Raw genomic sequence first — 13,179 nt, 5'->3', positions numbered from 1 at the left:
GCCAGCGCCCGGCCGACGACGGCCGCGACCAGGGCGCCCACCGTCGTGCCGAGGAGCGCCGGCCCGGGGCCCAGCAGCAGCCCCGGCACGGTGAAGGCGAGCTTGCCGACCCCCGCCAGTGCGAGGAGCGCCGCGAGCCGCCCGAAGCGCCGCTCGCCCTGCAGCAGCCCCTGCTCGACGGCGAGCAGCACGAGCGCGGGCGCGGCGGCCAGCGCGGCGGCGGCCGTGATCGCCCGGGTGTGCAGGCCCGCAGCGGCCAGCGGCACCGCGACCAGCGCCAGCACACCCGCGCCGAGGGCGATCCGGTAGCCCAGCGCCCGCATCTGCGCGGCCCCGGCGCCGCGGACGACCTGCCGCGCGACGACGGTCTGCAGCGCGAGCGCGGGCACCGCGAGGATCAACGACAGCTGCAGGAGGCGGCGAACTCGCCGTACCCGGCGGGCCCGAGCCAGCGGCTCGCGGGCAGGTGCACCAGGTAGGAGCACAGGTTCGCCGCCATCGAGCCGATCGTGACCCACGCCAAACCTCGCACCCGGCCATTGTGTCAGTAGGCTCGGGTCGATGAGATCGCGCGACCTGGCCCTCGCCGCCTGGTCCGCCGTGCTCGCCGCCGTGATCCTGGGCCCGCTGGCCGTCGGCGGCCGCTATCTGTTTGCTCCGCGACGCCGTCTCGACGCCCCGCTCGTACCTCACCGACACCGCGCTCGGCCTCGGCGACAACGCCGCCCGCGCCACGCCGCAGGATTGGCTGCTGGCCGTCGTTCGCAGGTGGTCGACGGTGGCCTCCTGGTCACGGCCCTGCTGTTCGTCGCGCTGGTGGCGGCGGGGTGGGGATTCGGTCGCTGCGCGCTGGCGATCCTCGCCGCCGTGGGCCGCGACGCGGGCCTCGGCGCGGGCCTGGCCGCCGCGACGGTGGGCCTGTGGAACCCGTTCGTCGCCGAGCGGCTGCTGCAGGGGCACTGGAGCCTGCTTGCCGGGTACGCCGCGATCGGCTGGGCCGTCGTCGTCGGGCTGCGGTCGGAGGGCCGGCGGCAGCTCGGCGGCTTCGCGGCGTGCCTGGCCGCGGGCGGGCTGACGCCGACGGGCGCCGTCTTCGCGCTGATCGCGGGCCTGGTCGCGGCGCCCCGCCGGTGGGCCTGGCTGCTCGGACTGTTCGTGTGCGCGGCCGCGCCGTGGCTGTACCCGTCGCTGGTCTCGGGCAGCGGCGTGCGCGCCGATCCGGCGAGCGTCGCCGCCTTCGCGGTCCGCGCCGAGCCGGGGCTCGGCACGCTCGGCTCGCTCCTCGGGCTCGGGGGCATCTGGAACCGGCAGGCCGTGCCCGACGGTGCCCCCTGGCTCTGGACCGCGCTCGCCCTCGCGCTGCTGGCGGGCGGGGTGCTGGTGCTCCGCGCGCGGCTGCTCGCCCCGCCGCTGGGCCGGTTCGCGCTGCTGGCGCTGTGCGCCGTGGTGCTGCCCGCAGTGGCGGCGACGGGCCCCGGGACGGCGCTGCTCGAGGCCGTGGTGCAGGCGATCCCGGGCAGCGGGCTGCTGCGCGACGGGCAGAAGTGGGTGGCGCTGGCCTTGCCGCTGTACGCGGCGTGCGCCGCGGCGCTGGTGGCCGCGCTGCCAGCGGCCGCGCGGGCCGGGGGCTCCGTGATGGCGGTGGCGCTGCCGATCGCGGTGCTGCCGGGCCTCGCGTGGGGCGTGGGCGGCGCGCTCTCGCCGGTGACCTACCCGGCGGCGTGGCGCACCGTCGCCGAGGCCGTGCCCGCGGACCGCGGATCGGTCGCGGTGCTGCCGCCGGGCATGTTCCGGACGTACGCGTACGGCCCGGACGCGCCGGTCCTCGACCCCGCGCCGCGGATGCTGCGGGCGCCCGTCCTGCAGACGGGTGAACTCCGCGTCGGCGGGCGCTCCGTCGACCGCGTGCCGGGCGCGGCGTCCGACGCGGAGGACGCGCTGGCCGCCGGCGGCGACGCCCTGGCCGGTCGGCTGGCGGAGCTGGGCGTCGGGTGGGTGCTCGTGGAGGCCGTCTCCGTCGACGGCGCGACCGTCTTCCCGACGGTGCCGCTCCCCGGCCTGGAGCTCGCCGTCGACACTCCTGAACTGCGGCTCTACCGGGTGCCGGGCGAGGTCGCGACCGACTCGGCATCGTCCGCGGAGCGGGGCGGCGCATGGGCCGCGCATCTGCTGTGGGCGGCACTGCTGCTGGGCGGCGGGGCCGTGGCCGCGACCGGCGGGGCGCGCGGGTCCGCAAGGCCCGACGGTGCCGCCGCCCCGGCCCCGTCGGCGTGATCCCGTTCCCGTACGACGTGCGGGAAACCCACTGTTCATTTTGCAGGTCGAACGTCCCGTCAACCTGTATTACCTCATGCCGTAATTAGCACTGCGCATGATGCGTCATGCACGACAAAATGTGAACCCCGGGAATTGTCGGGTTTCTCACTGTTCGCGCGTCTTTTGCTGCGCTATGGAGTTCGTCATCATGTTCTACATGATCTCGGGTTTCTCAGAGCAGTGGCAGTGCCCGGCGGGAGAGTGGGCCGTCTGGGCTCCGGACGCGACCACCAAGGAGGCGATGCGCACCGCCCCTGACCAGGACGTCTGCACGTCCTACGTGCAGGCCGACCACCTGCGCAGCGGCATCGACGGCGAGGCCTGCACCCGCCGGCTCGTTTTCACCACATTCACGATCCACGATGTTTTCGATCGAACAATCGTCGAATCGGTCTTCACCGAATTCGTCCGCGCGCACGGCGTTTTCCATACCGCTTTCCCGGTATCGGCGCCCCGGATCCGCGCGGCCGCACCCTTTCTCCGGAACAGATCGATCTCGCCGTCGAGGCCACCTCGGAAACGCACCCCGGTGACACCGTCAAGGGCTACCTGATGGCGAACGTGCCGGAACTGCACGACTGGGCGGCGTTCGCCTTCGCCGTGACCGGCGTCGAGAACGCGCGCCCCGGGCCGTCGAGCCGCACTTCCAGGTGGTGGTCTGCTCGGACCACCTGTACACCGACGGCGTGTCTCAGGCCGTGAGCTTCTTCGAGCTCGTGTCCCGGTACACCGCGGCCCGCAGCGGCGCCCCGTACACGCCGGTGCCGGTCCGCCCGCACCGCGAGTTCACCCGGGAGCAGCGCACGCTGGCCGCCACGCTGACGCCGACCCACCCGGACGTCGTGCAGTGGCGCGAGACGCTGCGCCGGTCGGGCGGCATGCCGCGCTACCCCCTGCCCCTCGGCCTGGCCGACGGCGAGGCCGCCCCGGGCCGCATCGCGGTGCACGCCTCGTTCATCGACGCCGACCGCACCGCCCGGTTCGGCCGGCGGCCAAGCGGGCCGGCGCGAACATGAACAGCGCGCTCCTCGCGGTGCTCGGGCAGGTCCACCACAACCTCACCGGCGACGAGCTGTTCACCATGCTCATCCCCCGCGCCGACCGGTCCGCCACCGGCGACGCGATGGCGGTCGGTTGGTACGTGACGCTGGTGCCCGTCCAGTTCTCGGCCTCCGGGAGCTTCGACGAGGTCGCCCGCAACGCGCACGAGGCGGTCGCGACGGCGAAGCAGCTCGACCGCACGCCGGTGTTCCCGGTCATCGACCTGCTGGCCGACGATCCGGAGTTCCCCGTGGAGCACGGTTTCACCGCGCCGATGCTCTCCTACATCGACGTGACGCGGGTGCCGGGCGCGGAACTGGCTCGGCAGCACGACTTCTCGGTGTTCGCGAACGCCACGCCCTCGCGCGAGGTGTTCACGTGGATCAACCGCGACGAGTCGGGCCTGGACTTCAACGCGATGCACCCCGACACCACGCAGGCGACCCGCTCGGTGGACACCGTCTTCCGGCTGCTCCGCGACCGCATCATCGAGGTCGCCGACCGCTCCCCCGCCCTCATCTCGGCGTAGCGGCCGCCGCCGGCACCGGCGCGACGGTGCGGTCCTGCCGGAGGTCGGCGGGGAAGCCGCCGACGCGGGCGTGCAGCTCTGCCTGCAGCGCCCGTCGTCGGCGCCGGTCGAAGGCGGGCGCATAGGCGGCGGGGGTGACCCCGAAGGCGATCCACGGGCCGGCCGGGTCGACGGCCACCGCGGTCACCACGAGACGGGCGCGACGGTCGGCACCGTCGGGCAGCGGACCGTAGGGGACGGCGACGAGGACCGGGGCGCCGAGACCGCCGGGCTGGCGGTCGCGCGGGTAGCCGAGCAGCCGCTCGGCCTCCGGCACGGTGCGGCCGACGAGCTCCTCGGTGCGGATCCGGCCACCCGAGCCCTCGCGGAGCGCGAGCGGGACGAGCGCGCCCAGCACGAGGGCGGCCAGCACGCCGAAGGCGCCCCAGAACAGGTCACCGCCGGCGAAGGCGATCTCGGCGGAGAGCGCGGCGAACGCGCAGGCCACCACGTGCACCGCGAGCTGGAGCAGCAACGACCCGGCCGTCGTGACGAGGCCGGCCACGAGGATCGCCGCGACGAGTGCGGCGCTGCCCCAGCGCCGGTCCATCACGGCCCCGAGGAGCGCGGCGCCGAAGACGAGCAGGTAGGCGATCCACCACCTGCTCGCCCGCGGCCCCATCTGCACCCTGGTCATGCAAAGAAGATACAACCCGGGTTCCGATTCGGGCGGGGATCAGTGGCCCCGACGGATCCATTCCTCCAGGTGCGGGGATTCCGCGCCCAGCGTGGTGCCGTCGCCGTGCCCGGTGTTCACGACCGTCTCCGGCGGCAGCGCGAACAGCCGGTCCCGGATGGACTCGATGATCACGGAGAAGTCGCTGTACGAGCGGCCGGTCGCACCGGGCCCGCCGGCGAACAGGGTGTCGCCGCTGAACAGCTGCCCGGCCTCGGGCAGGTACAGGCACACCGACCCCGGCGAGTGGCCGGGCGCGTGGATCACGCGGATCTCGGTGCCGCCGACGGCGATCCGGCTGTCGGCGGCGAGATCCTCGTGCCCGACGCCCGGATGGGTCATGTCCCACAGGACGTCGTCGCCGGGGTGCAGCAGGATCGGCGCGTCGAGCCGCTCGGACAGCTCCGGCGCGACGGTCACGTGATCGTTGTGCCCATGGGTGCAGACGATTCCGCGCACGGTCCGCCCGCCGACGGCGTCGACGATCGGGTCGGCGGAGTGGGCGGCGTCGATCACCACCACCTCGCTGTCGTCGCCGACCAGCCAGACGTTGTTGTCGACGTCCCAGGTGCCGCCGTCGAGGCTGAAGGTGCCCGACGTGATGACGCGTTCGACGCGCAGCGTCACAGGACCACCACCGAGCGCAGCACCTCGCCGCGGTGCATGGTCGCGAAGGCCTGCTCCACCTCGTCGAGGCCGATCCGCTCGGTGACGAACTTCTCCAGCGGCAGGCGGCCCTGGCGGTACAGGTCGACGAGCTGCGGGAAGTCCCGCTCGGGCAGGCAGTCGCCGTACCACGACGACTTGAGAGCCCCACCGCGCGAGAAGAAGTCGATGAGCGGCATGTCGAGGGTCAGGTCGGGGGTCGGCACGCCCACCAGCACGACGGTGCCTGCCAGGTCGCGGGCGTAGAAGGCCTGCTTCCACGTCTCGGGGCGGCCGACGGCGTCGATCACGACGTCGGCGCCGAAACCGTCGGTGAGCTCCTGGATCGCATCCACCGCATCGCTTTCCGCCGCGTTGACGGTGTGCGTGGCGCCGAGCTCGCGCGCCCACTCCAGCTTCTTCGGGTCGCGGTCGACGGCGATGATGGTGCGCGCGCCGACGAGGCGGGCGCCCGCGATGGCCGCGTCTCCCACACCGCCGCAACCGATCACGGCCACCGTGTCACCGCGCGAGACGCCGCCGGTGTTCACGGCGGCGCCGAGGCCGGCCATGACGCCGCAGCCGAGGAGGCCCACGACGGCGGGGTCGGCCTCGGGATCGACCTTGGTGCACTGCCCCTGGTGGACCAGGGTCTTCTCCGCGAAGGCGCCGATGCCGAGAGCGGGCGAGAGCTCGGTGCCGTCCTCGAGGGTCATCTTCTGCGTGGCGTTGAAGGTGTCGAAGCAGTACTGCGGCTTGCCGCGCTTGCAGGCGCGGCACTGGCCGCACACGGCGCGCCAGTTGAGCACGACGAAGTCGCCGGGCACGACGTGATCGACTCCCTCACCGACGGTTTCGACCACGCCGGCGGCCTCGTGGCCGAGCAGGAAGGGGAACTCGTCGTTGATGCCGCCCTCGCGGTAGTGCAGGTCGGTGTGGCAGACGCCGCACGCCTGCACCGCGACCACCACCTCACCGGGGCCGGGATCGGGGATCACGATCGGGACCACTTCGACGGGCTCGCCCTTCGCGCGGGCGACGATTCCTCTGACGGTCTGCGGCACGGTTCTCCTCCTGGTCCGGATACGACTATTGCCATCCTCGCATTGATCGGGCCGACGAGGACTCGGGCTCAGTGCACGTGGTTCCGCCAGTCGGCGGGCACGCGTCCCGCGGGGCCGGGCACGGCCTGGTCGACGGGCCGGTTCTGCGGGTCGGCGAGCAGCGGACCGTCGTAGTAGTCCTCGGAGACGTAGTCCCAGAACCAGGCCTCGCCGGGCTCGAAGCTCTGCACGATGGGATGGCCGCTCGCGCGGGCGTGGGCGCTCGCGTGCTGCGACGGCGAGGAGTCGCAGCAGCCGATGTGGCCGCACTTCGCGCAGCGGCGCAGGTGCACCCACCAGCCGCCGGCGGCGTCGCACTCCACGCACCCGGCGCCGCTGGGCGGCACCGTCGGATCGATCGGGTCGGTCGGTTCGCTCATGGCTCCAGTCCTTCTCCCGGCTCGCCGGGATCGTCGATCACTGCTTCGCGCTGCGGCCCGTCGATGGGCAGTTCCACGGTGAACACGGTGTTCCCCGGCTCGGAGCGCACCGCCAGGTCGCCCTGGTGTTTGTTCACCACGATGCGCCACGAGATGTCCAGGCCCAGTCCGGTTCCCTCGCCGACGCCCTTGGTGGTGAAGAAGGGCTCGAAGATGCGGGGCAGCACGTCGGCGGGGATGCCGGAGCCGGTGTCGGCGACCTCGACGACCACCGCATCCTCCTTGCGGTGCGCCCGCAGGGTGAGGGTGCCGCGGCCGTCCATGGCCTGCACCGCGTTGTCGATGAGGTTGGTCCACACCTGGTTCAGCTCGGCGCCGTACCCCTGGATGTCGGGCAGGTCGGGGTCGTAGTCGCGGACCACGGTGACGCCGCCGTCGCCGATCTTGCGGCTGAGCATGACGACGGTGCTGTCGAGCAGTTCGCGGACGTCGAGCACCTGGAAGGGCGCGCGGTCCATCTGCGAGTACTGCTTGGCCGCCTGCACCAGGGTGGAGATCCGGCTCGTGGAGTCGGTGATCTCGTTCATGAGCAGCTCGGTCTCGACGGTGTAGTACAGCCAGCGCAGCGCGCCGGAGAGCACCGGCCCGTCGTCGAGCGAGCCCGCGACGCGGTCGAGGAAGTCGGTCTGCAGGCCCGCGGCCACGAACACGGGGGCCAGCACGTGGCCGTCGCCGATGTCGTGGTCGTCGAGCCAGTCCATCAGCTCGTCCTCGCGATCGGAGGCCTCGAGCGGACCGAGGTCGGGGGCGTCCGCCACCGCCTCGACGGCCTCCTCCTGGAACTTCACCAGGTCGACGAGGCGCGTCCGGTCGAGCTTGCCGCTGGCGATGCCGGCCAGCTTGTGCCGCATGCCGCCCACACGGGTGCGCAGCTCCGTGGCCGCGCGGGTGGCCGCGCCGGCGGGGTTGTTCAGCTCGTGGGTGAGGCCGGCGGAGAGCGAGCCCAGCGCCAGCAGCCGCTCGCGTTGCTCGACCATCTGCCGGGTGCGCTGCCCGCCGTAGAAGACGCCCTCCAGCAGGTGCACCGCCATCGGGAACCACTCGTGCATCGCCTCGTTGAAGTCCTCGGCGGGCAGCATGAAGAACTGCGCCTCGGTCACCGCGCGCATGGACGAGTTGTACTGCTTCTGCGCCGGCCCGCCCTTGCCGAGGAACGCCGACCACGCGCCGGAGTAGGCGCCGCGCTGATCGGAGCGGGTGGTCTCGACCTCCGCGTCGCCCACCTTCTGCGACAGCGCGATCGTGCCCCTGAGCAGCACGAACAGCCACTGCGCCGGATCGCCGGTGGAGTAGACGGGGCCGGCCGGGAAGGTCTCCACGTGGCCGCGTCGGCACAGCCACTCCAGTTGCTCGTCGCTGAGCTTCTCGAACAGAAACAGGGTGCGCAGTTCGTCGACGAAGCACGGGTCATGAGTGCTCACGAGTCGACTCCTTCCAGATAGCGGTGGACGAACATGACGGCCATCGCGCCCTCGCCCACCGCGGAGGCGACGCGCTTCGCCGATTCGGACCGGACGTCGCCGGCGACGAAGATGCCGGGGACGCTCGACTCCAGGTGGAACGGCGGCCGGTCCAATTCCCATCCCCGGGGCGCGGCACCGTCGAGCGCGAGATCCGGGCCCGTCAGCAGGAAGCCCCGCCCGTCCCGCGCGACGACGCCGTCGAGCCAGTCCGTGCGCGGTTCGGCGCCGATGAAGACGAACAGGAAGTCCGCCGGGACCTGCTCCGTCGCGCCCGACTCGGTGTCCCGCAGGGTGAGCTGTGTGAGGTGGTCGTCGCCGTGCGCCTCGACCACCTGGGTGTGCGGCCGCACGTGCACGTTCTCGATCGCGTTCAGCTGCTGGATGAGGTAATACGACATCGACGCCTCGAGCGACGGCCCCCGCACCAGCAGGGTCACCGAGCGCGCGCCCTTCGACAGGTACGCCGCGGCCTGGCCCGCGGAGTTGGCGCCGCCGACGATGTAGACGTCCTGGCCGGCGCAGGCCGGCGCCTCGGTCATCGCCGAGCCGTAGAAGATCCCGGCGCCCGTGAGCCGCGCCATGCCCGGCGCGTCCAGCTGCCGGTACGCGACGCCCGTCGCGAGGATGACGGTGTGCGCCCCCACGACGGTGCCGTCGGAGAACCGCACCCGCCGGCCGGAGCCCGTCACCTCGAGCTCGACGACGTCGGCGGCGGTGATCATCTCGGCGCCGAACTTGGTCGCCTGCCGCCGCGCCCGGTCGGTGAGCTGGGTGCCCGAGACCCCGTCGGGGAAGCCCAGGTAGTTCTCGATGCGCGAGCTCTGCCCCGCCTGCCCGCCGGTCGCGGACCGCTCGACGAGCACCGTCCGCAGCCCCTCGGACGCGCCGTACACGGCGGCGCCGAGCCCGGCCGGGCCCGCGCCGACGACGACCAGGTCGTAGAACTCCTCCGACGGGGTGGTGTTCAGGCCCACGTGGGCCGCCAGTTCGCTGTCCGACGGTGCGCACAGCGCGGTCCCGTCGGCCGCGGCGACGAGCGGGAGCTGCTGGCCGTCGCTGCCCGCGGCGGCGAGGAGGCGCTGCCCCTCGGGCGACTCGGCGGTGTACCAGCGGTACGGGATCTGGTTGCGGGCCAGGAACTCCCGAACCTCCGACGAGCGGGCCGACCAGCGGTGCCCGACGACCTTCGTCTCCGGCACGGGCCGGTGGTCGCTGCAGAGCCAGGCCTCCAGCTGCGCGTCGATGACGGGGTAGAGCTTCTCCTCCGGCGGGTCCCAGGGCTTGAGGAGGTAGTGGTCGAGGTCGACCACGTTGATCGCCTCGATCGCGGCGCCCGTGTCCGCGTACGCGGTGAGCAGCAGCCGCCGGGCGCCCGGGTAGACGTCCATCGCGTCGGCCTCGAGGAATTCCGAGGGCCCGTCATCTGCGGGCATGCGGTAAGTACGGCGAGGATCCGCGGCCACCATCGGTCCGCCGCGGAGAGCGGCGAACCAGGCGCTGCGAGGCGCCTCAGGCGCTCAGCTCCGCGGCGACCTGGTGGCCGCGATCCTCGCCGATTACCGCATGCCGCAGATGACGGGCCTCGAATTCCTCGAGGCCGCGATGGACGTCTACCCGGGGCGCCCGGCGGCTGCTGCTCACCGCGTACGCGGACACGGGCGCCGCGATCGAGGCGATCAACGTGGTCGACCTCGACCACTACCTCCTCAAGCCCTGGGACCCGCCGGAGGAGAAGCTCTACCCCGTCATCGACGCGCAGCTGGAGGCCTGGCTCTGCAGCGACCACCGGCCCGTGCCGGAGACGAAGGTCGTCGGGCACCGCTGGTCGGCCCGCTCGTCGGAGGTTCGGGAGTTCCTGGCCCGCAACCAGATCCCGTACCGCTGGTACACCGCCGAGTCGCCCGAGGGGCAGCGCCTCCTCGCCGCCGCGGGCAGCGACGGCCAGCAGCTCCCGCTCGTCGCCGCGGCCGACGGGACCGCGCTGTGCGCACCGTCGGACAGCGAACTGGCGGCCCACGTGGGCCTGAACACCACCCCGTCGGAGGAGTTCTACGACCTGGTCGTCGTCGGCGCGGGCCCGGCCGGGCTCGGCGCCGCCGTGTACGGCGCGTCCGAGGGGCTGCGGACGGTGCTCGTCGAGCGGTCCGCGACCGGCGGGCAGGCGGGGCAGAGCTCGCGCATCGAGAACTACCTGGGCTTCCCCGACGGGGTCTCGGGCACCCAGCTCACCGACCGGGCGCGGCGGCAGGCGACCAAGTTCGGCGCCGAGATGATCACCGCCGCCGACGTCGTCGAGCTCGAGGTGACGGGCTCCGGCCGGCGGGTGCGGTTCTCCGACGGCACCGTCGTGGGGGCGCACACCGTCATCCTCGCGACGGGCGTCGCGTACCGGCAGCTGGACGCGCCGGGCATGGCGCGGCTCACGGGCGCCGGGATCTTCTACGGCTCGGCGATGACCGAGGCGCCGGCCTGCGCCGGCCAGGACGTCTACATCGTCGGCGGCGCCAACTCCGCGGGCCAGGCCGCGGCGTACCTGTCGAAGGGCGCGCGCTCGGTGACCCTGCTGGTGCGGGGGCCGTCGCTCGAGGCGTCGATGTCGTATTACCTCATCCAGCAGCTGAACGCGATCGAGAACGTGCACGTGCGGCCGCACACCCAGGTGGTCGAGGCGCACGGCGACGACCACCTCACACAGCTCACCCTGCGGGACACCGAGTCGGGCGCGACGGAGCAGGTCCCGGCGGACTTCCTGTTCGTCTTCATCGGCGCCGAACCGCGCACGGACTGGCTCGACGGCGTCGTCGCGCGGGACGGGCGGGGCTTCCTGCTGACGGGCCCGGATCTCGCGCTCGACGGTGCCGCGCCCCGGGGATGGGAATTGGACCGGCCGCCGTTCCACCTGGAGTCGAGCGTCCCCGGCATCTTCGTCGCCGGCGACGTCCGGTCCGAATCGGCGAAGCGCGTCGCCTCCGCGGTGGGCGAGGGCGCGATGGCCGTCATGTTCGTCCACCGCTATCTGGAAGGAGTCGACTCGTGAGCACTCATGACCCGTGCTTCGTCGACGAACTGCGCACCCTGTTTCTGTTCGAGAAGCTCAGCGACGAGCAACTGGAGTGGCTGTGCCGACGCGGCCACGTGGAGACCTTCCCGGCCGGCCCCGTCTACTCCACCGGCGATCCGGCGCAGTGGCTGTTCGTGCTGCTCAGGGGCACGATCGCGCTGTCGCAGAAGGTGGGCGACGCGGAGGTCGAGACCACCCGCTCCGATCAGCGCGGCGCCTACTCCGGCGCGTGGTCGGCGTTCCTCGGCAAGGGCGGGCCGGCGCAGAAGCAGTACAACTCGTCCATGCGCGCGGTGACCGAGGCGCAGTTCTTCATGCTGCCCGCCGAGGACTTCAACGAGGCGATGCACGAGTGGTTCCCGATGGCGGTGCACCTGCTGGAGGGCGTCTTCTACGGCGGGCAGCGCACCCGGCAGATGGTCGAGCAACGCGAGCGGCTGCTGGCGCTGGGCTCGCTCTCCGCCGGCCTCACCCACGAGCTGAACAACCCCGCCGGCGCGGCCACCCGCGCGGCCACGGAGCTGCGCACCCGTGTGGGCGGCATGCGGCACAAGCTGGCCGGCATCGCCAGCGGCAAGCTCGACCGGACGCGCCTCGTCGACCTGGTGAAGTTCCAGGAGGAGGCCGTCGAGGCGGTGGCGGACGCCCCCGACCTCGGTCCGCTCGAGGCCTCCGATCGCGAGGACGAGCTGATGGACTGGCTCGACGACCACGACATCGGCGACGGCCACGTGCTGGCCCCCGTGTTCGTGGCCGCGGGCCTGCAGACCGACTTCCTCGACCGCGTCGCGGGCTCGCTCGACGACGGGCCGGTGCTCTCCGGCGCGCTGCGCTGGCTGTACTACACCGTCGAGACCGAGCTGCTCATGAACGAGATCACCGACTCCACGAGCCGGATCTCCACCCTGGTGCAGGCGGCCAAGCAGTACTCGCAGATGGACCGCGCGCCCTTCCAGGTGCTCGACGTCCGCGAACTGCTCGACAGCACCGTCGTCATGCTCAGCCGCAAGATCGGCGACGGCGGCGTCACCGTGGTCCGCGACTACGACCCCGACCTGCCCGACATCCAGGGGTACGGCGCCGAGCTGAACCAGGTGTGGACCAACCTCATCGACAACGCGGTGCAGGCCATGGACGGCCGCGGCACCCTCACCCTGCGGGCGCACCGCAAGGAGGATGCGGTGGTCGTCGAGGTCGCCGACACCGGCTCCGGCATCCCCGCCGACGTGCTGCCCCGCATCTTCGAGCCCTTCTTCACCACCAAGGGCGTCGGCGAGGGAACCGGACTGGGCCTGGACATCTCGTGGCGCATCGTGGTGAACAAACACCAGGGCGACCTGGCGGTGCGCTCCGAGCCGGGGAACACCGTGTTCACCGTGGAACTGCCCATCGACGGGCCGCAGCGCGAAGCAGTGATCGACGATCCCGGCGAGCCGGGAGAAGGACTGGAGCCATGAGCGAACCGACCGACCCGATCGATCCGACGGTGCCGCCCAGCGGCGCCGGGTGCGTGGAGTGCGACGCCGCCGGCGGCTGGTGGGTGCACCTGCGCCGCTGCGCGAAGTGCGGCCACATCGGCTGCTGCGACTCCTCGCCGTCGCAGCACGCGAGCGCCCACGCCCGCGCGAGCGGCCATCCCATCGTGCAGAGCTTCGAGCCCGGCGAGGCCTGGTTCTGGGACTACGTCTCCGAGGACTACTACGACGGTCCGCTGCTCGCCGACCCGCAGAACCGGCCCGTCGACCAGGCCGTGCCCGGCCCCGCGGGACGCGTGCCCGCCGACTGGCGGAACCACGTGCACTGAGCCCGAGTCCTCGTCGGCCCGATCAATGCGAGGATGGCAATAGTCGTATCCGGACCAGGAGG

11 protein-coding genes and 3 pseudogenes are annotated in these 13,179 nt (G+C 72.6%); 7 read left to right on the top strand and 7 right to left on the bottom strand.

Annotated elements, in window-relative coordinates; genetic code table 11:
• Positions 1 to 389 (bottom strand): annotated as a pseudogene (locus BLW32_RS01535) (polysaccharide biosynthesis protein); the annotation flags it as partial.
• Between the two features lie 172 nt (positions 390 to 561).
• On the opposite strand from BLW32_RS01535, the gene BLW32_RS01530 reads away from it, so the two are divergent.
• The 4 genes from BLW32_RS01530 (at position 562) to BLW32_RS28005 (ending at position 3,886) form a co-directional block, all read left to right on the top strand.
• Positions 562 to 2,274 (top strand): MmpA family trehalose lipid delivery protein, encoded by a 1,713-nt coding sequence (locus BLW32_RS01530; RefSeq protein ID WP_367889540.1) that lies wholly within the window; start codon positions 562 to 564, stop codon positions 2,272 to 2,274.
• Between the two features lie 175 nt (positions 2,275 to 2,449).
• Positions 2,450 to 2,869: a hypothetical protein gene (locus BLW32_RS28015; protein ID WP_254779346.1), complete on the top strand. Its 420-nt coding sequence runs from the start codon at positions 2,450 to 2,452 to the stop codon at positions 2,867 to 2,869.
• 133 nt (positions 2,870 to 3,002) lie between these two features.
• A complete protein-coding gene (locus BLW32_RS28010) occupies positions 3,003 to 3,332 on the top strand; it encodes a hypothetical protein (RefSeq protein ID WP_254779343.1) in 330 nt (109 codons plus the stop codon).
• The gene (locus tag BLW32_RS28005; protein WP_254779340.1) at positions 3,329 to 3,886 is read left to right on the top strand and encodes a hypothetical protein; all 558 of its coding nucleotides are present in this window, start codon (positions 3,329 to 3,331) and stop codon (positions 3,884 to 3,886) included. The genes BLW32_RS28010 and BLW32_RS28005 overlap by 4 nt, the downstream gene beginning before the upstream one ends.
• Here BLW32_RS28005 and BLW32_RS01520 read toward each other — a convergent pair.
• The 6 genes and pseudogenes from BLW32_RS01520 to BLW32_RS01495 form a co-directional block, all read right to left on the bottom strand.
• Positions 3,873 to 4,562 (bottom strand): hypothetical protein, encoded by a 690-nt coding sequence (locus BLW32_RS01520; RefSeq protein ID WP_139286014.1) that lies wholly within the window; start codon positions 4,560 to 4,562, stop codon positions 3,873 to 3,875. The genes BLW32_RS28005 and BLW32_RS01520 overlap by 14 nt on opposite strands.
• 39 nt (positions 4,563 to 4,601) lie before the next feature.
• Positions 4,602 to 5,228, bottom strand: a complete 627-nt coding sequence (locus BLW32_RS01515; RefSeq protein WP_068740641.1) for an MBL fold metallo-hydrolase — start codon at positions 5,226 to 5,228, stop codon at positions 4,602 to 4,604.
• Positions 5,225 to 6,310, bottom strand: a complete 1,086-nt coding sequence (locus tag BLW32_RS01510; protein ID WP_068740640.1) for an S-(hydroxymethyl)mycothiol dehydrogenase — start codon at positions 6,308 to 6,310, stop codon at positions 5,225 to 5,227. Before BLW32_RS01510 ends, BLW32_RS01515 begins: the two co-directional genes overlap by 4 nt.
• Before the next feature lie 68 nt (positions 6,311 to 6,378).
• Positions 6,379 to 6,729 carry a UBP-type zinc finger domain-containing protein gene (locus BLW32_RS01505; protein WP_068523498.1) on the bottom strand — a complete coding sequence of 117 codons (351 nt, stop codon included), beginning with the start codon at positions 6,727 to 6,729 and terminating at the stop codon, positions 6,379 to 6,381.
• The gene (locus tag BLW32_RS01500) at positions 6,726 to 8,210 is read right to left on the bottom strand and encodes an ATP-binding protein (RefSeq protein ID WP_068740639.1); all 1,485 of its coding nucleotides are present in this window, start codon (positions 8,208 to 8,210) and stop codon (positions 6,726 to 6,728) included. Before BLW32_RS01500 ends, BLW32_RS01505 begins: the two co-directional genes overlap by 4 nt.
• Positions 8,207 to 9,691 (bottom strand): annotated as a pseudogene (locus BLW32_RS01495) (NAD(P)/FAD-dependent oxidoreductase); the annotation flags it as partial. The gene BLW32_RS01500 and the pseudogene BLW32_RS01495, both read right to left, overlap by 4 nt.
• Before the next feature lie 52 nt (positions 9,692 to 9,743).
• Here BLW32_RS01495 and BLW32_RS01490 point away from each other — a divergent pair.
• From BLW32_RS01490 to BLW32_RS01480, 3 genes and pseudogenes are all read left to right on the top strand, one after another.
• A pseudogene (locus BLW32_RS01490) lies at positions 9,744 to 11,289 on the top strand (NAD(P)/FAD-dependent oxidoreductase); the annotation flags it as partial.
• Positions 11,286 to 12,770 (top strand): ATP-binding protein, encoded by a 1,485-nt coding sequence (locus BLW32_RS01485; protein ID WP_068740639.1) that lies wholly within the window; start codon positions 11,286 to 11,288, stop codon positions 12,768 to 12,770. The pseudogene BLW32_RS01490 and the gene BLW32_RS01485, both read left to right, overlap by 4 nt.
• The gene (locus BLW32_RS01480) at positions 12,767 to 13,117 is read left to right on the top strand and encodes a UBP-type zinc finger domain-containing protein (RefSeq protein WP_068523498.1); all 351 of its coding nucleotides are present in this window, start codon (positions 12,767 to 12,769) and stop codon (positions 13,115 to 13,117) included. Before BLW32_RS01485 ends, BLW32_RS01480 begins: the two co-directional genes overlap by 4 nt.
• Positions 13,118 to 13,179 lie beyond the last annotated feature (62 nt).

Source organism: Tsukamurella tyrosinosolvens, from assembly GCF_900104775.1.
GTDB classification, from domain to species: domain Bacteria; phylum Actinomycetota; class Actinomycetes; order Mycobacteriales; family Mycobacteriaceae; genus Tsukamurella; species Tsukamurella tyrosinosolvens.
This window is presented reverse-complemented; position numbering and strand designations above follow the sequence as displayed.

Bases quoted from the DNA above. Each gene is read 5' to 3' on its own strand.
- BLW32_RS01530 (WP_367889540.1), top strand. From the start codon at position 562: ATGAGATCGCGCGACCTGGCCCTCGCCGCCTGGTCCGCCGTGCTCGCC.
- BLW32_RS28015 (WP_254779346.1), top strand. From the start codon at position 2,450: ATGGAGTTCGTCATCATGTTCTACATGATCTCGGGTTTCTCAGAGCAG.
- BLW32_RS28005 (WP_254779340.1), top strand. From the start codon at position 3,329: ATGAACAGCGCGCTCCTCGCGGTGCTCGGGCAGGTCCACCACAACCTC.
- BLW32_RS01520 (WP_139286014.1), bottom strand. From the start codon at position 4,562: ATGACCAGGGTGCAGATGGGGCCGCGGGCGAGCAGGTGGTGGATCGCC.
- BLW32_RS01505 (WP_068523498.1), bottom strand. From the start codon at position 6,729: ATGAGCGAACCGACCGACCCGATCGATCCGACGGTGCCGCCCAGCGGC.
- BLW32_RS01480 (WP_068523498.1), top strand. From the start codon at position 12,767: ATGAGCGAACCGACCGACCCGATCGATCCGACGGTGCCGCCCAGCGGC.